General features: G+C 67.2%; 21 protein-coding genes. 8 read left to right on the forward strand and 13 right to left on the reverse strand.

Annotated elements, in window-relative coordinates; genetic code table 11:
- Positions 1–3: 3 nt before the first annotated feature.
- Positions 4–2,904: a helicase-related protein gene (locus AC2D9V_RS10235; protein ID WP_484713973.1), complete on the reverse strand. Its 2,901-nt coding sequence runs from the start codon at positions 2,902–2,904 to the stop codon at positions 4–6.
- Between the two features lie 3 nt (positions 2,905–2,907).
- Positions 2,908–3,471 carry a tetratricopeptide repeat protein gene (locus AC2D9V_RS10240; protein ID WP_484713974.1) on the reverse strand — a complete coding sequence of 188 codons (564 nt, stop codon included), beginning with the start codon at positions 3,469–3,471 and terminating at the stop codon, positions 2,908–2,910.
- 64 nt (positions 3,472–3,535) lie between these two features.
- On the opposite strand from AC2D9V_RS10240, the gene AC2D9V_RS10245 reads away from it, so the two are divergent.
- Positions 3,536–3,823: an SCP2 sterol-binding domain-containing protein gene (locus AC2D9V_RS10245; RefSeq protein ID WP_484713975.1), complete on the forward strand. Its 288-nt coding sequence runs from the start codon at positions 3,536–3,538 to the stop codon at positions 3,821–3,823.
- Between the two features lie 7 nt (positions 3,824–3,830).
- The gene (locus AC2D9V_RS10250; protein WP_484713976.1) at positions 3,831–4,763 is read left to right on the forward strand and encodes an alpha/beta fold hydrolase; all 933 of its coding nucleotides are present in this window, start codon (positions 3,831–3,833) and stop codon (positions 4,761–4,763) included.
- A 96-nt stretch (positions 4,764–4,859) separates the two neighbouring features.
- Here the strand turns inward: AC2D9V_RS10250 and AC2D9V_RS10255 are convergent, their stop codons facing one another.
- The 6 genes from AC2D9V_RS10255 to cobS form a co-directional block, all read right to left on the reverse strand.
- Positions 4,860–5,633, reverse strand: a complete 774-nt coding sequence (locus AC2D9V_RS10255; protein ID WP_484713977.1) for an ion transporter — start codon at positions 5,631–5,633, stop codon at positions 4,860–4,862.
- Positions 5,634–5,769: 136 nt separating this feature from the next.
- Positions 5,770–6,111 carry an META domain-containing protein gene (locus AC2D9V_RS10260; protein WP_484713978.1) on the reverse strand — a complete coding sequence of 114 codons (342 nt, stop codon included), beginning with the start codon at positions 6,109–6,111 and terminating at the stop codon, positions 5,770–5,772.
- A 67-nt stretch (positions 6,112–6,178) separates the two neighbouring features.
- On the reverse strand, positions 6,179–6,646 hold the full coding sequence (gene nusB / locus AC2D9V_RS10265; RefSeq protein WP_484713979.1) for a transcription antitermination factor NusB: 468 nt from the start codon (positions 6,644–6,646) through the stop codon (positions 6,179–6,181).
- Positions 6,643–7,143: a 6,7-dimethyl-8-ribityllumazine synthase gene (locus AC2D9V_RS10270; RefSeq protein WP_484713980.1), complete on the reverse strand. Its 501-nt coding sequence runs from the start codon at positions 7,141–7,143 to the stop codon at positions 6,643–6,645. The genes nusB and AC2D9V_RS10270 overlap by 4 nt, the downstream gene beginning before the upstream one ends.
- A 4-nt stretch (positions 7,144–7,147) precedes the next feature.
- Entirely contained in the window at positions 7,148–8,230 is a 1,083-nt protein-coding gene (gene ribB / locus AC2D9V_RS10275; protein WP_484713981.1) for a 3,4-dihydroxy-2-butanone-4-phosphate synthase, read from the reverse strand.
- A 151-nt stretch (positions 8,231–8,381) separates the two neighbouring features.
- A complete protein-coding gene (gene cobS, locus AC2D9V_RS10280; protein WP_484713982.1) occupies positions 8,382–9,140 on the reverse strand; it encodes an adenosylcobinamide-GDP ribazoletransferase in 759 nt (252 codons plus the stop codon).
- A 78-nt stretch (positions 9,141–9,218) separates the two neighbouring features.
- Between cobS and cobT the strand changes: the two genes are divergently transcribed.
- A complete protein-coding gene (gene cobT / locus AC2D9V_RS10285) occupies positions 9,219–10,226 on the forward strand; it encodes a nicotinate-nucleotide--dimethylbenzimidazole phosphoribosyltransferase (protein ID WP_484713983.1) in 1,008 nt (335 codons plus the stop codon).
- Between the two features lie 50 nt (positions 10,227–10,276).
- Here the strand turns inward: cobT and AC2D9V_RS10290 are convergent, their stop codons facing one another.
- Both AC2D9V_RS10290 and AC2D9V_RS10295 read right to left on the reverse strand, forming a co-directional pair.
- Positions 10,277–11,029, reverse strand: a complete 753-nt coding sequence (locus AC2D9V_RS10290) for an FkbM family methyltransferase (RefSeq protein ID WP_484713984.1) — start codon at positions 11,027–11,029, stop codon at positions 10,277–10,279.
- A gap of 137 nt (positions 11,030–11,166) precedes the next feature.
- Entirely contained in the window at positions 11,167–14,103 is a 2,937-nt protein-coding gene (locus tag AC2D9V_RS10295; RefSeq protein WP_484713985.1) for a hypothetical protein, read from the reverse strand.
- A gap of 161 nt (positions 14,104–14,264) precedes the next feature.
- Between AC2D9V_RS10295 and AC2D9V_RS10300 the strand changes: the two genes are divergently transcribed.
- From AC2D9V_RS10300 to AC2D9V_RS10310, 3 genes are all read left to right on the forward strand, one after another.
- The gene (locus AC2D9V_RS10300; protein ID WP_484713986.1) at positions 14,265–14,957 is read left to right on the forward strand and encodes an SIMPL domain-containing protein; all 693 of its coding nucleotides are present in this window, start codon (positions 14,265–14,267) and stop codon (positions 14,955–14,957) included.
- 107 nt (positions 14,958–15,064) lie between these two features.
- On the forward strand, positions 15,065–16,234 hold the full coding sequence (locus AC2D9V_RS10305; protein WP_484713987.1) for a hypothetical protein: 1,170 nt from the start codon (positions 15,065–15,067) through the stop codon (positions 16,232–16,234).
- Positions 16,234–17,007: a hypothetical protein gene (locus AC2D9V_RS10310; RefSeq protein WP_484713988.1), complete on the forward strand. Its 774-nt coding sequence runs from the start codon at positions 16,234–16,236 to the stop codon at positions 17,005–17,007. The genes AC2D9V_RS10305 and AC2D9V_RS10310 overlap by 1 nt, the downstream gene beginning before the upstream one ends.
- Positions 17,008–17,052: 45 nt before the next feature.
- Here the strand turns inward: AC2D9V_RS10310 and AC2D9V_RS10315 are convergent, their stop codons facing one another.
- Both AC2D9V_RS10315 and AC2D9V_RS10320 read right to left on the reverse strand, forming a co-directional pair.
- Entirely contained in the window at positions 17,053–18,342 is a 1,290-nt protein-coding gene (locus tag AC2D9V_RS10315) for an O-acetylhomoserine aminocarboxypropyltransferase/cysteine synthase family protein (RefSeq protein ID WP_484713989.1), read from the reverse strand.
- 192 nt (positions 18,343–18,534) lie between these two features.
- Positions 18,535–18,858 (reverse strand): hypothetical protein, encoded by a 324-nt coding sequence (locus tag AC2D9V_RS10320; protein WP_484713990.1) that lies wholly within the window; start codon positions 18,856–18,858, stop codon positions 18,535–18,537.
- Positions 18,859–19,012: 154 nt separating this feature from the next.
- On the opposite strand from AC2D9V_RS10320, the gene AC2D9V_RS10325 reads away from it, so the two are divergent.
- On the forward strand, positions 19,013–19,168 hold the full coding sequence (locus tag AC2D9V_RS10325; protein WP_484713991.1) for a hypothetical protein: 156 nt from the start codon (positions 19,013–19,015) through the stop codon (positions 19,166–19,168).
- 40 nt (positions 19,169–19,208) lie between these two features.
- Here the strand turns inward: AC2D9V_RS10325 and AC2D9V_RS10330 are convergent, their stop codons facing one another.
- Complete coding sequence (locus AC2D9V_RS10330) at positions 19,209–19,661, reverse strand: Lrp/AsnC family transcriptional regulator (protein ID WP_484713992.1); 453 nt, start codon at positions 19,659–19,661, stop codon at positions 19,209–19,211.
- A 73-nt stretch (positions 19,662–19,734) separates the two neighbouring features.
- Between AC2D9V_RS10330 and AC2D9V_RS10335 the strand changes: the two genes are divergently transcribed.
- On the forward strand, positions 19,735–20,334 hold the full coding sequence (locus tag AC2D9V_RS10335) for a LysE family translocator (protein ID WP_484713993.1): 600 nt from the start codon (positions 19,735–19,737) through the stop codon (positions 20,332–20,334).
- Positions 20,335–20,351 lie beyond the last annotated feature (17 nt).

Here is a 20,351-nt window from a genome sequence, read left to right on the forward strand (position 1 = left end):
GCCCTAGACCTTGCCCTTGAGCGCGAGGAGCGCGGCAAAGGGGTTGTCGGGATCGATCGGCTTTTCCTGGCGGGGTGGACGCGCCTCGAAGGACTTCTGCCGGTCGTCCCGGTCGGGCTTGCCGCCCTTCGCGTGATCGCGGCGATCGCCCTTACGGTCGCCTTTCGGACGGTCGCCCTTGGGCTGGTCGCGGCGGTCGCCCTTGGGCCGGTCGCCTTGCGGACGCTCGCCCTGCGGACGCTCGCCCTGCGGACGCTCGCCCTGCGGGCGGTCACCGCGCGGGGTGCGGGCCTCGCTTTCCTTCCGTTCGGGGCGGGGGCCGCGTTCGGGCCGCTGGAAGCGCGGCTTCGGCGCCCAGGTGAAGGTGTAGAAGACCTCCATCTCGGGGGCCGCTTCGAGCGTGGGCTCGGCCACCGGGGCAAGGATCGAGACTTCCTCGGGGATCGGCACGCCGGCGGCGATGGCCGCGGCGGCCTCTTCCGAGATTTCCGGGGCCTTCGGGGCCTCGGCAGCCTTGACCTTCACCCGTTCGCCCTTTTCGCCCTTGTAGCCAAGGCCGGCCATCAGGTCAGCGAACTGGTCCAGCGTCATCCCGGTGATCGACAGCATGTCGGGCGTCGCCTCGAACCCCGCGCGGCTGTCCTTCTGGCGCAGGATGTCCGCGAGGCGCTCCAGCATGTCGATGCGGATCGCGCGCGACCCGGCGGGATGGTAGCCCGCGAGCGTGTAGTGCTGTTTCGGCACCTCGGCCACGTTCGGGATGGTCACAAGGCCCGGGGGCGGGGATTCGGGGAATTCCTGCAGGCCGTTCCAGAGCGACCACAGCACCAGCCGCAGCCGGGTGGGGGCGGGTTTCAGAAGCGCGGGCAGGAAGATCGTGAACTGGCCGAAGCGGACGCCATGCTTCCGCAAGGCGCCCCTTGCGTCCTGGTCCAGCTCCTTAACCTCGGCAGCGACGGTGTCGCGCGGCAGGACGCCCATCGCCTCGCTGAGGCGGAACGCAAAGCCGCGGGCAAGGCCGGTCAGCGCCTCGTCCCGAGCCATGGCGAGAAGGGGTTCGAACTGGGCGGCAACCTTGCGGTCAATGAAGTGCTGCAGCCGCCGGCGGACCTTTTCGATCACCTCGGGGCCGGCCTCGTCATCGACAAAGGCTTCAACGGTGGGTTTCGCGGCCTCGGCCCCCTTCACCAGCTTGCCGACGGCGTTGGTGCCCCACATGAGGCCGCCCTGTTCGGTGAAGTCCAGCTCGGTATCGGGTGCGTTGTAGAAGCGGTCGGCGCGCAGGTGGAATTCGGGCTTCAGGGCCTGAAGCGCCGCCTGCGCCAGGGTGCGCGCGGCATCCGGCGTCGTGCTGGCATCCTGCTTGAAGCGGAAGCCCTCCAGTTTCCCGGCGAATTCGCCTTCGACCGTCACTTCGCCCTTGTCGTTCACTTCGGCCACCAGAGCCTCCTTCTGCTTCAACCGGCGAAGAAGGACACTTGTCCGCCGGTCAACAAATCTTTGCGTCAGCGCGGCATGGAGCGCGTCCGACAGGCGGTCTTCTACCGCGCGTGTCTCATCGCGCCAATGGGTTTCGTCTGCAACCCAGTTTTTCCGCTGGGTCACGTAGGTCCAGGTCCGGATATAGGCGAGGCGACGCGAGAGCGTGTCGATGTCGCCTTCGGTCTTGTCGATCCGCTTGATCGCCGTGGCCAGCCAGTCCGAGGGGATCCGCCCGCCGCCAAGACCGCGCCCGACGAGGAAATCGAAGATCCGGGTCAAGAGGGTAACATGTTCCGGCCCGGTGGAGGAACGGAAATCGGGGATCCGGCAGACATCCCACAGAAGCTGCACGCGCTTTGGTTCGGTCAACTTGTCCTGCACCTCTGGCAGGGCGCTCAGCGCCTTCAGCGCCAGCACGTCATCGGCATCCCGCGCGCGGGTGAGCCATTCGTTCGACGTGGGTTCCTCAAGACTGCGGATCAGCCGGTCGGCGCTGCCGAAATCCAGCCGTTCGTTGCGCCAGTGCAGCTTCTTCACCGGGGAGAAGCGGTGGTTCTCGATCGCCTCGACCAGGTCTTCGTCGAAGGGGCGGACCTCGCCGGTGACGCCGAAGGTGCCGTCCTCGGTATGGCGCCCCGCCCGCCCGGCGATCTGGGCCAGCTCGTGCGGGTAAAGCGCGCGCATGCGGCGGCCGTCGAACTTGGCCGTGGCCGAAAAGGCCGCGTGCTTGATATCAAGGTTCAGGCCCATGCCGATGGCATCGGTGGCGACCAGGTAATCCACGTCGCCGTTCTGGTACATTGCCACCTGAGCATTGCGCGTCCGCGGGCTGAGCGCCCCCATCACCACAGCGCAGCCGCCCTTCTGCCGCCGGATCAGCTCGGCGATGGCATAGACGTTCTCGACCGAGAAGCCGACGATGGCCGACCGTTCCGGCATCCGGCTGATCTTCTTCGACCCGGAATAACGCAGGGTCGACATCCGGTCGCGTTTCATGAAGGTCACGTTGGGCACAAGGCCCGCAATCGCGCCCCGCATGGTGTCGGAGCCAAGGAACAGCGTCTCGTTCAGGCCCCGCGCCCGCAGGAGGCGATCGGTGAAGACATGCCCCCGGTCGGCGTCGGCGCAAAGCTGGATCTCGTCCACAGCAACGAAATCCGCCCCGATCTCCAAGGGCATCGCCTCGGTCGTGCAGACCCAGTATTGCGTGCGCTCTGGGACGATCCGTTCCTCGCCCGTAACCAGCGCCACGACCGAGGGGCCGACCTTCGCGACAATGCGGTCATAGACCTCGCGCGCAAGCAGGCGCAGCGGCAGGCCGATGACGCCGGTCCGGTGGGCGAGCATCCGCTCGATCGCGTGATGGGTCTTGCCGGTGTTCGTCGGCCCGAGGACCGCCGTCACCCGCCGGGGGGCGTCCATGGATTAAAGCTCCTGACCCGTCGCCTGGGTCTCAAGCCGTTCGACGACCTCGATCACGCTTTGCATCTGCGGATGGATGTCCAGCGCAGCCTTGTAGACCTCCAGCGCCCGTTCGGGGTTGCCCGCCTCTTCGAGCATGGTGCCGAGGCCGGAGAGCGCCCCGAAATGCCGCGGGTTGAGTTGCAGCACCTTCGCGATATCGGCGATGGAAGGTCCGAATTCCCCTGCCTGGTAAAAGGCCGTCGCCCGGGCGTTCCAGCCTTCGGCAAAGCTGGGGTCCTGGTCGATGATGGCGGTGAAATGCTCGATCGCCAGCGCGGTATCGCCGATTGCCATCGCATCGCGCCCGCGTTGAAGAAGAAGGTCCAGCGCCGGCGAGCCGGACTTCGACCATTCGATCCAGATTTCGGATTCGATGCGCCCGGCCTCTTCCGCCCCGGCTGTCTTGAGCCTGTCAAAAAGCCCGTCCAGTTTGGCGGTGTCTTCGGCGATGACAGCAGTGCCGGTCAGAAGGACCAGCAGAAATGCCGTAACGGCACGATTGAGAATGCGGAGCAGGGAACCCATAACGTGAAGGTAACCGATCCGCCGGCGATTGCCAGTGCCAGAGGGTCACGAAGGAGAGACTTGGATGAGCGAGATGATCGACGCGGCAGTAAAGGCCCTGAGCGCGAAGCTTTCGGGCGGGTTCGACGGGGTGGCGAAGTTCGTGATCCCGGGCGAGGGGGCGATCATGCTGGACGCCTCGGGCGTGCGCGCGGGCGATGAAGAGGCCGATGTGACCCTGACGGCCCAGGCGGACGTGTTCCGTGCGATCCTTGACGGCGACATGGGGGCGACGATGGCCTTCATGACCGGCAAGCTGAAGGTGGACGGCAGCATGGGCATGGCGATGAAGCTGGGCTCGGTCCTGGGGTGAGACGCGCGTGATCCTGGCGCCCTTTCATGCCGAACTTGCCGACGCCCCCCCGGGGGCCACGGCGGTCTGGCTGAAGCCCGGGGCGATGCGGATCCGCGTGGCCTGGTGGAGGGCAGGTGACAAGGGCACCGTGGTCCTTCTGCCGGGCCGGACCGAATGCATCGAGAAATACGGCCGCGCCGCAGGCGATCTGGTCCGGCGCGGCTATTCGGTCATCACGGTCGACTGGCGCGGGCAAGGCCTGTCCGACCGGGCGCTGCCGGATCCGATGTCGGGCCATGTGGGCGATTTCGCCGAGTATCAGGAAGACCTTGACGCCGTGCTTGCCGAGGCGCAGCGGGCGGGCCTGCCGCAGCCCTTCTTCCTGTTGGCGCATTCGATGGGTGGCTGCATCGGCCTTCGTGCGCTGATCCGCGGCCTGCCGTTCCGCGCGGCGGTCTTTTCCGCGCCGATGTGGGGGATCACGATGGCCGCCTGGCTGCGCCCGGTGGCGAAGGTGGTAACGGCCATGGCCGGGCCCTTCGGCCTTGCCCATCGCTATGCGCCGACGACGGGGCCGGACTGCTATCTTCTGCAGGTGCCCTTTGAAGGCAATGTCCTGACCACGGACCGCGAAATGTGGGCCTATATGCGTGACCAGGTGCGGGCGGTGCCCGAATTCGGGCTGGGTGGGCCGTCGCTCGCCTGGCTGCGGGCCGCCCTTTCGGAATGCACCGCACTTGCGGCCATCCCGGCCCCGCAGGTTCCGGCGATCTGCGGGCTTGGCACGGCGGAAAAGGTCGTTGACGTGCCGCCCGTGCATCTGCGGATGGCGGGCTGGGCGAACGGGCAATTGGACCTTTACCCCGGGGCGGAGCACGAGATCATGATGGAAGGCCCGGCGGTGCGGGCGCGGTTCTTCGACCGGGCCGCCGCCCTTTACGACGCGCACCGCGGCTGACGCGCGCTTATCCCTCCCTTCAGTCGGTCTTCGTGGAGGACACGGCGAAGCCCGACTGAAGGGAGGGATGAGGCCATTTCGGATCATCCACCCGGATCAGCCCCTGGCGTCCAGCTTGCGTTCGATCTCGGTCAGCCGCTCCAGCACCTTCGACTCGAAAGCCTCGTCCTTCTCGCGCTGACCTTCCTCTGCGGCTTCCTGCATCGAGTTCACGATCAGGCCGACGATCAGGTTCAGGACCGCGAAGGTGGTGATCAGGATGAAGGGCACGAAGAAGGCCCAGGCATAGGGATAAACGGCCATGATCGGACGCACGATTTCGCCCGACCAGCCTTCCAGCGTCATGATCTGGAAGAGCGTGAAGGCGGTGGCGGAGAGGCTGCCGAACCATTCAGGAAAGCTTGCCCCGAAGAGTTTCGTCGCCATCACGGCGGCGATGTAGTAGATGATCATGATCAAGAGGAACACCGACCCCATCCCCGGCAGGGCGCGCCCCAGCCCGTCGACCACCCGCCGAAGGCTGGGCACCACCGACACCACCCGCAGCACCCGCAGGATGCGCAAGGCGCGCAGGACCGAAAAGCTGCCGGTCGCGGGGAGAAGCGAGATCGCGACGATCAGGAAGTCGAAGACGTTCCAGCCCGACCGGAAGAACCGCAGGCCCTGGGCGTAAAGCCGCAAGCTTAGTTCGATCACGAAGATCGTCAGGCAGATGCTGTCGATGGTCAGGATCAGCCCGCCCGCCCGCGCCATCACCTCGGGGAAGGTTTCAAGCCCCAGGGTCACGGCATTGATCAGGATGACGGCAATGATGAACCGGGTGACGACTGGGCGGTCAAGGAAGGCGGCAATGGACGGTCGGCTCAGCATGGGGGCTCCGGATTGTGGGCGGCACCCGGTGGATATGTGGTGGCAGGTGCAGCGGGTCCAGCCCGGCCCGGGGCGTTGTCCGGCAAGGCGGTTAACCCACGACGGGATTTGCACAATCCTTGGGCGATGCGCGCGTTCAGTCCGTCCGGTCGGCGACGAATTCCATTGTCCGCCCGACCGGGTTGCTGAGGATCATCCTTCCGGCCCCGTCCAGCCGCGCGTCGGTCATCCCGGCCAGCGCGGTGAGGAAGGCCTGCTCTTCCGCAAGCTGGGGGCAGGCCATCCGGGTTGACCGGATCGCGCCGAGATCAAGCTTGGGTAAGATGGCCCGGTTCGCAGCGCCCCAGCGGTTGCAGGGCGCACGGCCATGCAGCGCCCCATCGGCCCCGATATGCAGCGTCGCCCCGGCTTCGAAGGCCACTCCGTCGAGTGCGACGAGCCGCCAGGCGATTCCGGTCAGGTCTTCGGTCTTGGGCATCGCGGGCATCCCATCAGAGCAAGGGCAGGGGGCGGATCACCGACCACTGGCACCGTCCCGTGCCGGATCAGAACGCCTCGGGCCGTGCCTCGCGCGCCATGTGGTCAAGGACGGCGTTTACGAACTTCGGTTCCTTCCCGTCGGGGAAGAAGGCCTTGGCGACATCGACATATTCGGTGATCGCCACCTTGGGCGGCGTGGCGCTGTCCACGATCTCGGCCCCCGCGGCGCGGAAAAGGGCACGCAGCACGGGGTCGATCCGGTCAATCGGCCATGCCGCGACCAGCGCCCGGTCGGTCAGCTGGTCGATCTTCGCCTGCCAGTTCACCGCTGATCCCACCACGCCGCGGAAATGGTCCACGTCGCCCTCGGCGAATTCGCCCTCTTCGTAGACCGCGCCGAAGCGGTGCGTCTCGAATTCCCGGGTCACGGCCTCGACCGTCTGGCCCGAGACCTCCATCTGGTACAGCGCCTGCACGGCATAAAGCCGGGCGGCGGATTTCATCTGGCGCTTCTGGTCGCGAGTGGACGTCATGGACGGAAACCGATCCCCTTGGATGCTCCGGCCCACTTGCGCGAAAGGGCGATCAGGTGCAAGGCCGCCGCTGCGGCACCGCCGCCCTTGTCCTGGCCGGCGGGGTCCGCACGCACTTCGGCCTGTGTCCGGTTCTCGACCGTCAGGATCCCGTTCCCGATGCAGGCCCCCTGCAGCCCCAAGAGGCTGATCGCGCGCGAGCTGTCATTGCAGACCGTGTCGTAGTGCGTCGTCTCGCCCCGGATCACGCAGCCAAGCGCGACGTAGCCGTCGAACTTCGCCAGCCGTTCGGCCATCGCAATCGCCGTCGGCACTTCCAGCGCGCCCGGAACCTCGACCACCTCGATCTCGGCACCGGCCTTCCCGGCAACCGCCTTCGCCCCGGCGATCAGGTTGTCGGCGATGTCGCGGTAATAGGGTGCCACGACAATCAGAAGCTTCACCGGCTTGTCAAAAGCCGGGAGAGGCAGCGAGTAGTGGGTTTCCGATCCGGCCATGAGCTTACTCCTTTATCGGGCGGGTGCCCGCGATCGCCAGCCCGTAGGCATCAAGTCCGACAAAGCGCGGCGCGGCGGAATTCGTCACCAGCGTGATCGCCGACAGGCCGAGCGACGACAATATCTGCGCCCCAAGCCCGTATTGCCGCAGCGTCTGGGGCGAATGCTCGCCCGGCGCCACCATCTTCATCGTCGTGTCGCGCAGAAGAACGACGACCCCGCGCCCCTCGGCCGCGATGATCCGCATCGCCGCCGGCAGATCGCCCGCGCCGCCGATGCCCAGCACATCCTCCATCGGGTTCAGCGCGTGAACCCTCACAAGGACCGGGCCGGGAGATGCAAGGTCACCTTTGGACAGTACGATATGCTCATCCCCATGCGTCTCGTCGGCATAGACCCGCATCAGCCAGTCGCCGCCATGCACCGACTGAACCGCCCTGACCGCCTTTTCAGTGATCAGGTTGTCGTGCCGCCGCCGGTAGGCGATCAGATCGCTGATTGTGCCGATCTTCAGCCCGTGCTTCTGCGCGAAGGCAATCAGGTCCGGCAGCCGCGCCATGGTGCCGTCGTCGTTCATGATCTCGCAGATCACCCCGGACGGGTTCAGCCCGGCAAGGCGGCTGACGTCGACAGCAGCCTCGGTATGGCCTGCGCGGACCAGCACCCCGCCATCCTTGGCCCGGAGGGGGAAGATATGGCCCGGCGTCGCGATGTCGGCCGCGCCCTTGGTCGGGTCGATAGCCACGCTGACCGTCCGCGCCCGGTCGGCGGCCGAAATGCCGGTGGTCACGCCTTCGCGCGCCTCGATCGAGAGGGTGAAGGCCGTCTCGTGCCGGCTGGAGTTCTTCGGGCTCATCAGCGGCAGCCCCAGCGCGTCGATCCTGTGCCCCGGCAGGGCAAGACAGATCAGCCCGCGCCCATGCGTGGCCATGAAGTTGATCGCCGAGGGCGTGCACATCTGCGCCGGGATCACGAGATCGCCTTCGTTTTCGCGGTCCTCGTGGTCGACAAGGATGAACATACGCCCGTTGCGGGCATCCTCGATGATCTCTTCGATCGAAGAGATGGCGTCGGCGAAATCGTTCATGGGCGGCGTCCTGCAGGGCTGCGGTGCCGATGTATCGTGAAGGCTGCTGAAAGGCCAGAGGCCGGGATCGTGCAATGACGCAGAGACGATCTGCGACGGCGCGTGCCCCCGCACGCTGCCAACCATCCCGGTGCAGGGCGACGGCAAAAACTCACCCTGCCCGCGCCGCCAGTACCGCCAGCGCCGCCGCTTCGGCCAGTTGCTGCGCGGCTCCCAGGATATCGCCCGTCTGCCCGCCGATGCGCGCCTGTGCCGACCGGGCCAGAAGCCACGTTGTGACCGCGACGACCGCCAGCATGGGTATGACGGCCCAGCCCGCGAACAGGATGGCGATGACAACGGCCAGGGACGCCCCGGCAAGCGCCACTTCGGGCGTGGGTCGCCCTGTCGCCTTGCTCAGGCCCGTGTCGTGCGCGTTCGGCAGGGCGGACATCACCACCGCCATCGGGGCACGGCTTACGGCGCCGACGGCCACTAGGACCCAGGGGCTGCCGGCGGCGAGAAGCGTCGCCAGCGCCGACCAGCGCGCAAGGGTCACGATCACCAGCGCGAGGACGCCGTAACTCCCGACCCGGCTGTCTTTCATGATCTCCAGCCGCCGTTCGCGCGTCCAGCCGCCGAAAAGGCCGTCGGCGGTATCGGACAACCCGTCCTCGTGCAGGCCCCCGGTCAGGATCGCCCCCAGCCCAAGGACCAGGGCCGCCACCACGCCGGGCGGAAAGCCAAGCCAAAGCGCAAGGGCCGCAACGGTGGCCGCGATCCCGCCCAGGACCGCGCCGACCAAGGGCCAGGCCCAGGCCGAGGCTGCCCCGGTTGCCTGATGGTCAGGCAGGGGCAGGCGGGTCAGAAGCCCCAAGCCCGACAGAAGGTCAGGCACGAGGCGTGGCGTGATGTCGCGAAAGCTGGTCAAGGCGGCTTATCCCGGCTGGCACTTGGGCAGACCATGGGGTAGCCCCAAGCGGACCCAGGTTCAACAGCCGAGAGACCCATGCCCTTCCAGACCCTTGCCGATGTCCGTGCCGCCCTTGCCGATCTTCCGGTTGCGGATCAGGGGGCCGTTGCCGCTGCCGAGGCGCGGAACGGGCAGCTGACCAAGCCCCCGGGCGCGCTGGGCCGGCTGGAGCGGCTGGCGATCTGGATGGCCGGCTGGCAGAGCACCGAAAAGCCCCATGCCGATGCGCCGCAGATCGTGATCTTCGCGGGAAATCATGGGGTTGCGGCGCGCGGCGTGTCGGCTTTTCCGGCCGAGGTGACGGTGCAGATGGTGGCGAACTTCGCCCATGGCGGGGCGGCGATCAACCAGCTGGCCCGGGCCTTCGGGGCGAGGCTGGACGTCCATGCGCTGGACCTCGACCGCCCGACTGCGGACTTCACGGAAGGCCCCGCGATGACCGAGAGTGAAGTCGTGGCGGCACTCCGGACGGGATATGAGGCCGTCGATCCGGTCGCCGACCTTCTGGTCGCCGGAGAGATGGGGATCGGCAATACCACCGTCGCTGCGGCCCTTGCAGCGGCGCTTTTCGGCGGGTCGGGCTGGGCGGGGCGCGGGACGGGCGTCGACAATGCCGGCCTTGCGCGGAAGGAGGCTGCGGTGGCGGCGGGGCTTGAGCGGCACAGGGATGTGCTGGGCGACCCGCTTCAGGTCCTGCGCTGCCTTGGCGGACGCGAGATCGCGGCGATGGCCGGGGCGATCCTTGCTGCGCGGATGCACCGGGTCCCGGTGATCCTTGACGGTTTCATCGCCTGCTCGGCGGCCGCCGTCCTTGCCAAGGCCGCGCCGGGCGCGCTTGACCATTGCATCGCCGGGCACCTGTCTGCCGAGGGCGCGCATGGGCGGCTTCTGGCCGAACTGGGCAAGGAGCCGCTTCTGTCGCTTGGCCTGCGGCTTGGCGAAGGGTCGGGTGCCGCGCTGGCGATCGGGGTGGTCAGAGGCGCTGTCGCCTGCCATTCCGGCATGGCCACCTTCGCCGAGGCCGGGGTGGCGGCAGGGGGCTGAACAGCGCCCGCGATCCGAAGCAGATCACCTCTTTCGGGATCCCCCGGCGATCACGAACCTTTCCCGCGTAAGGCGAGAACATCGTAATGCGATCCGGCACCATAACGCTGAAACTGCGTGAACCCGCCGCCTTGTAACGCAGCCTTCAGCATGGGCGGGTCGTGCCACGCTTCGTCGACTTCATAGAAGACGGCCGACATGCGTTGCAGATGTCGCGAGCGAAGCAGCTGGTCAATGACGACTGCCTCATGGCCCTCGACATCGATCTTTATGATGATCGGTGCGTTGCCTTGCACAAGGTCGTCCAGCTCGTCTGCGCACAGGGTTCGAACCGTTTCAACGTCGGGGTCTTCGTCCTGGAAGGCATCCTCCAGTGACGCCCCGCCGCTGTGCGCGTCCCGTTTCCTGATCTGTGCGGACCCGTTAGAACCAGAGACAGCCGCCGAGACCGGAGTGATCAGGGATCCGAAGCCGTTCGCTGCAATGTTCTCCACCAACAGGCCATAGGTGGAAGCCACTGGTTCAAAGGCATAGGCTTGGGTGCATCTTCCGGTCTTGGCGGCGATCAGACTGTAGAGACCCTGGTTTGCACCGATGTCCAGAAACACGAAATCCTCGCCAAAGGTCTGAAGAAGATCGGAAAGGGCCGTGCCGTAGGTGCCATTATAGCAAAAGCGAAACGTGGCATCCTCCCAGTTGGCGCGCATCAATACGCCATAGCGCGAACGGACAACCCGTGTTCCTGCCAGACGGTGAAACTTGCGGCGAATCCTGAATGGCAAATCCGTCAGAGTAAATCGCATGCGGCTCTCGCTCGGAATGCAGATCCGGAGAAGCTTAGCTGAGACTCAGCCTAACGCAACGAACAATACGGCCACCTTGAGGCGGAGCCTGGTAACGGAAGGGCCGAGGCTCTGCCGACGGATCCGGGAGAGGTGGGTCAGGCCTTCGGCATCGCCAGCGTCACAAGCTTGCCGCCCTTCTGATAGCGCACCTCGTTGGCGGTGATCGCCTTCACCGTGCCGCCGTCAATCCTGTCGCCGACCTTGACCTTCTTGTAGCGCCCGTTCGCCTGGCGGATCAGGGCGTAACGCTTGGATTCGGTGCCATAGGTGCCGATCAGGCTGATCCGGGAGAGGTTGATGGCGTTCCGGTAGGTCGCCTGCTTGGCGACGCTGGCCTTGGTCGGGATCTTCGGCGCGGCCTTTGCGGGTTCGGGTTCCTCGACCTCTTCCAGCTCTTCCGGCTTCAGCTCCGGTGCCGGTGCGGCGGCGGCGGCCACGACCTGGGCTTCCGGTTCGGGCTGCGGCTCCGGCTCTGGCGCGCGGACGGCGGCGGCAACGGCGGCCTCGACAGCACGCGAGAGGTCTCGCGGGCGGGCCTCGGGGCGGCGCGAGATCGCGACGATCGAGGGATTGCTGGCCTCAAGCGCTGCGGCGGCGGCAAGGTCGGCCGCAGCCTGCGCGGCAAGCGAGGCGGCTTGGGCGCCAAGGTCGGGGCTTTCCGCCGGGGCGGCGGCAGCGGCGGCGGCCACGACGCTGGCCGGGCGCGCCAGCGGGCGCAGGCCCGCGACCGCGGTCGGTGCCTCGGTCGCGAGGGCCGCATCGTCATCGGTCGCCGGGGCAAGTCCTTCGGGGCGCGGCCGGGGCCGGAAGCCGGCCATCGCCGGATCGGCAGGGGCAGGGGTCAGGGCCGGTTCTTCCGTCGCCGTCACCAGCGAGGCATCCCCGGCGGTCGGCGCTTCGGTCGACTCGGGGGCGGCTTCGGGTGCGACGGGGGCCGCAGCCAGGGCGGCGGCGATTGCCACCTCGCTGCGCGGCGGGGGGACGCGGGGCGGGGGGCCGGCAATCAGAAGTACGCCTTCGGGGCTGAGGATCCCCTCCGGCGTCGGCATGACAAGGCCATTCGCATCGAACCGGTATACGGTGCCGAAGGCCGGGGGTGGCATCGGGGCTGCAGGGGCGGTGTCGGCCACGGCGGCCGGGGCGGGCAGAGCCAGCGCATCAAGGGCAGGGGGGGGCGAATCCATGGCCGCGAGGAAGATCTCGTCCTGATCCTCGACCGGCGCCTGCGCGGCGGTAAGGTCGGTCGTGACCTGCGTGCCGGGGGCAGGTTCGGGGGCAGGTTCCACCTCAGCCACCGTCGCTTCCGCAGGCGCCGCCGCAGCGGTTTCCGCAGTCGGTGCGGGATCAGCGGCGGGGGCTTCCGCAGCCGTCCCTTCAGCGGACGGGGGGGCAGTTTCAGCAGGCGCGGCTGCGCCCTCCAGCGCCACGCCGACCGGAACATCCTCGGTCGCCAGCGCCCCGACATCGACCGGCGCTACCCCCTCGGCCTCGGGCAACGGCGCTTCCATCCCCTCGGGGTCCTGCATGTCGGCGAGCATCTCTTCGTCGACACCGGGCACCGGCGCATCGATGACCTGGCCCACGTCCTGCTGGGTCGACCCGTTGCGCGACAGCCAGAAGGAGGACCAGGCCGCGATCACGGCGAGGAAGAGGAGCAAAAGCCCCACCAGCACCATGAAGACAACGCCGCTCCGGTTGCGCGGCGGAGCGGCGGTTCCGAAAGTTCCTCCCGGCCGGGCCGGGGATTTCGTCGCCGGTGCCCCGCCAAGCGAGGCGGCCGCGGCGTCGGTGCCGAGGACCTTGCCCTTTGGCTTGGGCCGCGTGCCGGGAATGGAAGGGGCGGTCACCGGACCGGCAAAACCCTTTGGCGGCGTCGGCCGCGGGATCTGTTGGCCAGAGCGCGGATCGGCCCTGCCACCCTGGGCCGCCGGGCCGACGGGTTTTGCAGGCGTGGGTTCAGGCATAGCGCTGCGGCGGCTGGCAAAGGCCGCAATCGCTGCACTCGAGGGGGCAGGGGGGATGTCGTCGTCAGCAGCCCGAAGGTCACGATCCTGCGGCCCGGGGTCATCGTCGGGGAAGGCGCTGGTATCGGTCACATGAGCGAAGGGCGCCTCTTCGACCTCGGGGAGAGGCTCGGACCCCGGGGCAGGGGCGGCAGAAGGCTCGTCCGTAAGGGGCGCGTCATCCAGCGCCTTTTTCAGGGCCACTTCGGCGGCCTCTTCGGCACCTTCGGCCGGCGAGGGTGCGGCGGCCTTGGTCACGGCTGGCGGCACCGTCGCGTCCGACGCCACGGGCCCGGTCTGCTGGGCAGCAGGTTCAGGCAGCGGGACATCGCCCGCCGGTTCGGCGACGGGCTCGGGCAGGTCGGCGTTCAGGGCCTCTTCAAGCCCGACGAGGGGCGCGTCATCCGCATCTGCGGCGACAGGTTCGGGCAGCGCGTCAGGTGGCGGCGCTTCGGCAACCGGCGCTTCGGCGACCGGCGGCTCGCGGTGCAGGATCGTGACGACATCGCGGTCGCGGTCGACGACTTCGCCCGGGGCAAGCAGCGTTTCGGCCGCGGTTGTCGGTCCGAACCAGGCCTCGCCGACAAAGGAGCCCTCCGGCGGGATCGCCACGAAGGAAACAGGGTTCAGCCGGTGCGTGGTGGCAAAGGCCTCGGCCTCGTCCAGCGTTTCGCGGGCGACGACTGCGACCTTGACCGTCGCCCCCTTGCCGGACCAGTCGAAGACCAGGTCCTCGACCGCATAGGGCGTGCGGCCCTCCAGCGCCTCGGCGATCTGGCGGCGCTTGTCGTTCCGGCTGGGTCCGGGGGCGGTGACCTCGGTGTATAGGATCTGGCTGTTCGGGAGGATGATCTTGCAGGTCATTCCCGCGGGCGAGACACCGAGCGCGGCCTTGCGAAGCTGGTCGACGCCATCATCCAGGTCGGGGGCATCGAAGGCGACTTCGCCGATAGACAGCCAGCCCTTCGGGTTCCGGTGCAGAAGCGCGATGGCATCGCGCGACAGGTCAAGAGCGAATGTCGGTTTCATGGGCCGGGTCTAGCACGGAAAATCAGGAGGCGGGAACGTGTCGCGCAAGGTTGGCGCACAACTACAGCAGCTTTTCGCCTAAGAAAAGAAGAACGGCCAAGGATCGCCTTGCCGGCTGCGTCATAACGCTGAATTGTCGCGCCAGTCCAAGGAGAAGACCCATGCGCCTCATCCAAGCCCTGACCCTAAGCGCTGCCCTGGCGCTGCCGCTGGCAGCACCCGTCCATGCCGAAGGCGCGGTTTCCACGATCACGGTCACCGGAACCGGCACAGTACAGGCCCCTCCGGACCTTGCCACACTGATGATCGGGGTGACCACGCAAGGGGAAACCGCCGCGGCGGCGCTGACGGCCAACAGCGGCGCGGTCGAAACGGTGACCGCCCGGCTGTCCGCCAGCGGGATCGAAGCACGCGACATGCAGACCTCGAACCTGTCGATCAACCCGAACTGGACCAGCTTTGACGGCTCTTCGAGTCCGACGATCTCGGGTTATGTGGCCACCAACCTGCTTACGATCCGCGTCCGCGATCTTGGCGGGCTTGGGTCGGTGCTTGATGCGGCGGTGGCCGACGGGGCGAACACGCTGAACGGACTGACCTTCGGGATGGCAAAGCCCGAGCCAGCGCTGAACGACGCGCGCAAGGCCGCGGTCGCCGATGCCCGGGCGAAAGCCGAGCTTCTGGTTGCCGCAGCGGGCATGAAGCTGGGCCGGATCGTCACGATCACCGAAGGCGGTGCCTGGTCCGACCCCGCGCCGATGTTCCGAGACAGCGCCGCCGCAGCGGTGCCGGTGCAGGGTGGAGAGCTTGCGATGACCGCGAACATCACGGTTCAGTTCGAAATGACGGAGTGAGTGATCCTTCGCCTGCAAGATTTTTTTGCAGCGCGGACGTTTTGGCCTGATTTTGCCCAAGTCTGCTGACAAGAGGGCGCTCGGGACGTCGGGGTTATGGCACTGCAATGATACGTGGACTGGTTAACGTGCTGTTTGTCGCCTGCATTGCTGCGGCGGCGATCGCGGCAGTCGTGATCTGGCCGCGTGCCTTCGAGGGGGTGCTTCCCGACTCGATGCTGGAAGGTCTTTCGGCCATTCAGGCCGACCCGGAGCCTGAGGCCGGGACAGCAAGGACCGGTGATCTCCCGGCAGACTTCCTCGTCGACGGACCGGATGGTCTGGTCGCCGAAGGTCCGATTGCAGCGATGGCGGGAAATGTGCCGGTCTTCATCCGCGACGTGATCGCAGGCTATTCGACTGCGGTTTCCGATGATGCCCCGGCCGAGATCACCACGATCCGGCCCATCATGGGATGCCTGCCGACGCCGCCCCTGAAGGGCTCGGTCGTCGGTCATGTCGTCGCCGGACAAAGCGGCCTTGCGCTGGGTCTGCTGACCTACGACGACGCTGATCTGGCCGAGGCGGTGCAGGCCTTTGTCGACTCCTATCGCGAGGGTACGGTGCGTGACGCGACCAACGCCGTCGCAGCCTCGGTGCCCGACAGGCTTGCTTACCATTCCTACGATGTGCTGGTGACCGAAGTCTCTGCTCCGGTCTATCTGGTGCTGCAGACCGGCCCCGAGAACCGGATCTGGAACATTCACGCCGCCCCCGGCGTGCGGATCGAACGCGTGGTGCTTCTGGGCGGCGGTCAGGTCGGTGTCGCGAATCTCGATCCCGTCGTTCCGGTCGAGGTCATTCAGCAGGACGGGCTTCAGACCTGCGGCATCCGGCCTGCGTTGCCGTTGAACGCGGGACACGCCCTGCGCGTGGCGGCAGCATCCGGGGATGCCGCTGCGGCGACGCAGCTTGGCGCGCATGACGAAGCGGTCGCCGCCTACGGCCAGTGGTTTCTGGACACCTTCGGCGTTGCCGCCGGTCCGAGCCGCGTCGGGTTCGACCGCGGCACGGCTTCGCTGATCGGACCGGTTCCTGACGACGACACGCCCGATCTGACACCGAGGCCAGCCTTTGCGGCCATCGAGGGAGCCAAGATCCGCACAACAAAGGATGTCTTCTTCGAGATCCCGGGTCAGGTTGCCGCGGGCGAGGATTTCGCGGGCCGGGTCAGGGCAATCGCGACCGCATTTGCCTTCGGCGACCTGGCCAACCTGCGGCAAGGGGCTGATTTCTGATGCTGCGTCTGCTGATTGGCACGGGGATCCTTCTGATGGCGGTCGGCTTCGGGGCTGCCGGCTGGCAGTACTGGCAGGGGCTTCCACCTTCGCCCGCTGTCTCGGACGAACCGCCGGCTTCCGCTTCGGACCGTCTTGTCTGGCTGATCTCGCCCACGGGCGCGGTGGTGCCCGAGGCCGAGAACCGGGCCTTCCTGCTGCAGGACCGGCTGGTGCCCGAGCGGATGGCGCGGATCGAACTGACCGCCCAGCTGGACGGACTGCTGCTGGAAGGCGAGACCCTGCCGGCGGCGCAGTATCTGCAGGTTCTTGCCGACATCCGGGCACCGCGGCTGGCGCAGACCCTGTGCCCGATCCTGACCGCAGAGCTTGCGGCCTCCTGCACGGTCCATTCGGCGCGGGTGATCCCCGGCAGCGTCAATGCCGTCCGGGGTGAGGCGCGCTTTGCGCTTGAGCTCGCCTATCGACAGGACGTTGCGGGCGTGGAACTGCCGGACCTTGCTGCGCATGTCCTGAAAGGCGAAGAGGTGCAGCCCGACCCTGCGGTTTTGCCGCCCCCCGGCAGTGTCGAGGCCGCACTGGCGGAACTTCTGGCAACGGTGCGGACGGCCTGCGGGCCGGAAGAGCGCACGGCGACCTGCAGGGTGCTTGGACTGTCGCTGGATTGGGCGCCGGGGGCGGCGCGGCAGGCATCGGCGCGGATCGCCTGGCTGGAACCGCTGCCCGAAGGGATGACTAGCCTGTCACCTGTCCCGCCGCCGCCGGGGGGCTGACGGCGAAGGGGAGGGGGCGCCTGCGGCCCCCTTCGTTGCTGCCGGTCAGGCGGTGGCCTTTGCCAGGGCCTGGTCCAGATCGGCGATGATGTCGCGCACATCCTCGATCCCGATCGACACGCGTACCACGTCCGGTGCCGCCCCGGCCTTGATCTGCGCCTCTTCGGAAAGTTGGCGGTGGGTGGTCGAGGCGGAGTGGATGATCAGCGACCGCGTGTCACCAAGATTCGCGACGTGGCTGAAGAGCTTGACGTTGTCGATCAGCTTCACGCAGGCCTCGTAGCCCCCCTTCACGCTGAAGGTGAAAAGGGCGCCGGGGCCCTTCGGCGTGATCATCTTGGCGAGGTTGTGGTATGGCGAGGATTTCAGGCCCGGATAGGTGACCTTGCCGATCCGCGGATCCTGCTCCAGCCATTCGGCGACGATCTGCGCGTTCTGGACGTGACGGTCCATCCGCAGGGCAAGCGTCTCGATCCCCATCAGGGTGTAATGCGCGCCTTGCGGGTTCATGGTCATGCCGAGGTCACGTAGGCCGATAGCGATGGAGTGGAAGGTGAAGGCCATGTTCCCCAGCGTCGGGTGGAAGACGAGGCCGTGGTAGGCGGGTTCGGGCTGGGAGAGGGACGGGAACTTGTCATCCTTCGACCAATCGAACTTGCCCGAATCCACCACGATCCCGCCGGTGACGGTGCCGTTCCCCGTCAGGTACTTCGTGGCCGAGTGGACGACGAGGGTCGCGCCATGCTCGATCGGGCGGCAGAGGTAGGGGCTGGCGGTCGTGTTGTCGACGATCAGCGGGATATGCGCCTGGTTCGCCACGCGGGCGATGGCGGGAAGGTCGGAAAGCGCGCCGCCGGGGTTGCAGATCGTCTCGCAGAAAAGGGCGCGGGTGTCGGCGTCGATGGCTTTCTCGATCGCTTTCGGGTCGTCGAAGTCGACGAACTTGGCCGACCAGCCGAACTTGCGGATCGTGTTCGAAAACTGCTGGATCGTGCCCCCGTAAAGCTTGGTCGATGCGACGATGTTGCGCCCCGGGGCCATGATCGGGAACAGGGCCATGATCTGCGCGGCGTGGCCCGAGGAGCAGGCGATGCCGCCCGCGCCGCCTTCAAGTGCCACGACCCGGTTCGCGAGGGCCGAGACGGTGGGGTTCGTCAGGCGGGAGTAGATGTAGCCTACTTCCTGCAGGTTGAAGAGCTTCGCGGCGTGGTCGGCGTCGCGGAAGACGTAAGCCGTGGTCTGGTAGATCGGCACCTGCCGGGCACCGGTGGCGGGGTCCGGGGCAGTCCCGGCATGAATGGCAAGCGTTTCGAAGCCGAGGGGTCTGTCGGTCATGGGTCGTCCTCCCTTGTCTGGCCGCGAGGGTAGGCGCGAAAGACGGGGCTGGCAACGGGGACCTGACCACAGTGGTCAAAATCGCTTTATCTTGCAAAAGCAGCACCTTGGTTGTGGTCATTAGGGAAATCCTCATCTTTTCCACAGGGGTCGGAGAGAGGTTTGATCCCCATCGGCCATCCGGTCCAACGGTCACCGGGTGCCAGCCACAGCGCCAAGCGCGACCACCCGGTCGTGCAAGGCAAGGTTCATGGTCGTGAAGTCGGCGCGGAAGCGGTCGACCGACATCACCCAGAGCAGGAGGCCACGGAAGGTCTCGGAGTGGACGAGGCGGGTGCCGCCGTTTTCCGCTTCAAGCCGGAAGGAATGCTCGCCGTCGAAGAGGCGCGGCAGGCCAAGGCGGCCGAGCCAGCGCAGCTTTTGCCCCGGAACGGCCGAAAGGACGCGGGGGCGGAAGCTCATCGCCGTCTGGCCTTCGGGCTGGACGGTGATGCGGAGGCGACCGCCGGCCTGCAACGGGCCAGAGAGGTGGCGGATGAAGGGGTTCCACTCCGGGAGCCTGCAAGGCGATGATGCCGATTAATCAACGTGCGACTGTTGATTTGCGTCAACGCGCGCAGCCACGCCTTGCGCCATGTATCCCGTGTAGGGTCAACTTAAGGGGTGTCTGATGAACCGGCTTGTTTCCTTCCTGTTGCTTGCGGCCGCGTTGGGGCTTTCCGCCTGCGACCAGACCGGCACCTATCCGATAAGCGCCGACCAGTGCGGGCCGACCGATCCGGTCAAGGATCTGGACGCGGCTGACTGCGTGGTTCCGGGGACATGAGCCGCCCCTGATCCGTCGGGTTGACCTGCCGCACCAGGCGTCAGGCCCTGTCGTCCTTGGGGCTGCCCATGACGACGAAGGTGGTGATCGACTGCACCTGCGGCAGGACGCCGAGGACGTCGGTGTGCCAGTGCTTGTAGGCGGCAAGATCGGCTGTTTCGACCCGCAGGAGGTATTCGACGGTGCCGGTGATGTTGTGACATTCCCGGACCTCGCGGGCGCGGGCGACGGCGCGTTCGAAGGCCTCTTGCGCGGCCTTGGTGTGGGTGTTGAGGCCGACCGTGACATAGGCGACAAAGCCGATGCCCAGCTTTTCGGGGTCGAGGACAGCGCGGTAGGACCGGATCACGCCCGCCCGTTCCAGCGCCTGCACCCGGCGGAGGCAGGCTGAGGGCGACAGGCCCACGCGTTCCGCCAGCGCGAGGTTGGGCTGGCGGGCGTCGCGGGACAGCTCGCGCAATATCCGGTGGTCAATATCATCAAGTGCAGTCATTTGTTGCAAGGATAGTTGTACTCGTCGCATGTTTGCAATCCCGAGGCACCCAAGCTGGTGCAGGATTGCGCGCATGACCCAAGAGCTGTTCCTTGCCCTTCTGGGCTTTGCCTTCGTCACCTCGGTCACGCCGGGGCCGAACAACATGATGCTCCTGGCGAGCGGCGTGAACTTCGGCTTTCGCCGGACGGTGCCGCACATGCTGGGGATTTCGGCCGGCCATTCGGTGATGGTGTTCCTCGTGGGCCTCGGGCTTGCGGGTGTGTTCAAGGCCTGGCCGGTGGCGCTGACGGTGCTGAAGGTGGCGTCGGTGGCCTACATGCTGTGGCTGGCCTGGAAGATCGCCCACGCCGGCAGCCCCGGCGAGGGGCGGCAGCGGCCGGAGCCGATGACCTTCCTGCAGGCGGCGGCGTTCCAGTGGGTGAACCCCAAGGCCTGGGCGATGGCCTTGGGCGCGGTCTCGGCCTATGTGACCGTGCCATCCGTCGGGGCTTATGCGGCGGTGGCGCTGGCCTTTGCGGCGGTGAACCTGCCGTCCGTTTCGGTCTGGGCAGGTGCGGGGCAGGCCTTGCGGCGCTGGCTGGACGGCCCAGGGCGGCTGAAGGCGTTCAACTGGACGATGGCCGGCTTGCTGGTGCTGTCGCTCTGGCCGGTGGTGACGCTGGAGATGTGAGTGCATGCCGGTGTGAA

The sequence above is a fragment of the Tabrizicola sp. T46 genome (genome assembly GCF_057219895.1).

Bases quoted from the DNA above. Each gene is read 5' to 3' on its own strand.
- AC2D9V_RS10295 (WP_484713985.1), bottom strand. From the start codon at position 14,103: ATGAAACCGACATTCGCTCTTGACCTGTCGCGCGATGCCATCGCGCTT.
- AC2D9V_RS10335 (WP_484713993.1), top strand. From the start codon at position 19,735: ATGACCCAAGAGCTGTTCCTTGCCCTTCTGGGCTTTGCCTTCGTCACC.
- AC2D9V_RS10300 (WP_484713986.1), top strand. From the start codon at position 14,265: ATGCGCCTCATCCAAGCCCTGACCCTAAGCGCTGCCCTGGCGCTGCCG.
- AC2D9V_RS10255 (WP_484713977.1), bottom strand. From the start codon at position 5,633: ATGCTGAGCCGACCGTCCATTGCCGCCTTCCTTGACCGCCCAGTCGTC.
- AC2D9V_RS10290 (WP_484713984.1), bottom strand. From the start codon at position 11,029: ATGCGATTTACTCTGACGGATTTGCCATTCAGGATTCGCCGCAAGTTT.
- ribB (WP_484713981.1), bottom strand. From the start codon at position 8,230: ATGAACGATTTCGCCGACGCCATCTCTTCGATCGAAGAGATCATCGAG.
- AC2D9V_RS10330 (WP_484713992.1), bottom strand. From the start codon at position 19,661: ATGACTGCACTTGATGATATTGACCACCGGATATTGCGCGAGCTGTCC.
- cobT (WP_484713983.1), top strand. From the start codon at position 9,219: ATGCCCTTCCAGACCCTTGCCGATGTCCGTGCCGCCCTTGCCGATCTT.
- AC2D9V_RS10315 (WP_484713989.1), bottom strand. From the start codon at position 18,342: ATGACCGACAGACCCCTCGGCTTCGAAACGCTTGCCATTCATGCCGGG.
- AC2D9V_RS10260 (WP_484713978.1), bottom strand. From the start codon at position 6,111: ATGCCCAAGACCGAAGACCTGACCGGAATCGCCTGGCGGCTCGTCGCA.
- AC2D9V_RS10310 (WP_484713988.1), top strand. From the start codon at position 16,234: ATGCTGCGTCTGCTGATTGGCACGGGGATCCTTCTGATGGCGGTCGGC.
- nusB (WP_484713979.1), bottom strand. From the start codon at position 6,646: ATGACGTCCACTCGCGACCAGAAGCGCCAGATGAAATCCGCCGCCCGG.
- AC2D9V_RS10240 (WP_484713974.1), bottom strand. From the start codon at position 3,471: ATGGGTTCCCTGCTCCGCATTCTCAATCGTGCCGTTACGGCATTTCTG.
- AC2D9V_RS10245 (WP_484713975.1), top strand. From the start codon at position 3,536: ATGAGCGAGATGATCGACGCGGCAGTAAAGGCCCTGAGCGCGAAGCTT.
- AC2D9V_RS10305 (WP_484713987.1), top strand. From the start codon at position 15,065: ATGATACGTGGACTGGTTAACGTGCTGTTTGTCGCCTGCATTGCTGCG.
- AC2D9V_RS10325 (WP_484713991.1), top strand. From the start codon at position 19,013: ATGAACCGGCTTGTTTCCTTCCTGTTGCTTGCGGCCGCGTTGGGGCTT.
- AC2D9V_RS10270 (WP_484713980.1), bottom strand. From the start codon at position 7,143: ATGGCCGGATCGGAAACCCACTACTCGCTGCCTCTCCCGGCTTTTGAC.
- AC2D9V_RS10235 (WP_484713973.1), bottom strand. From the start codon at position 2,904: ATGGACGCCCCCCGGCGGGTGACGGCGGTCCTCGGGCCGACGAACACC.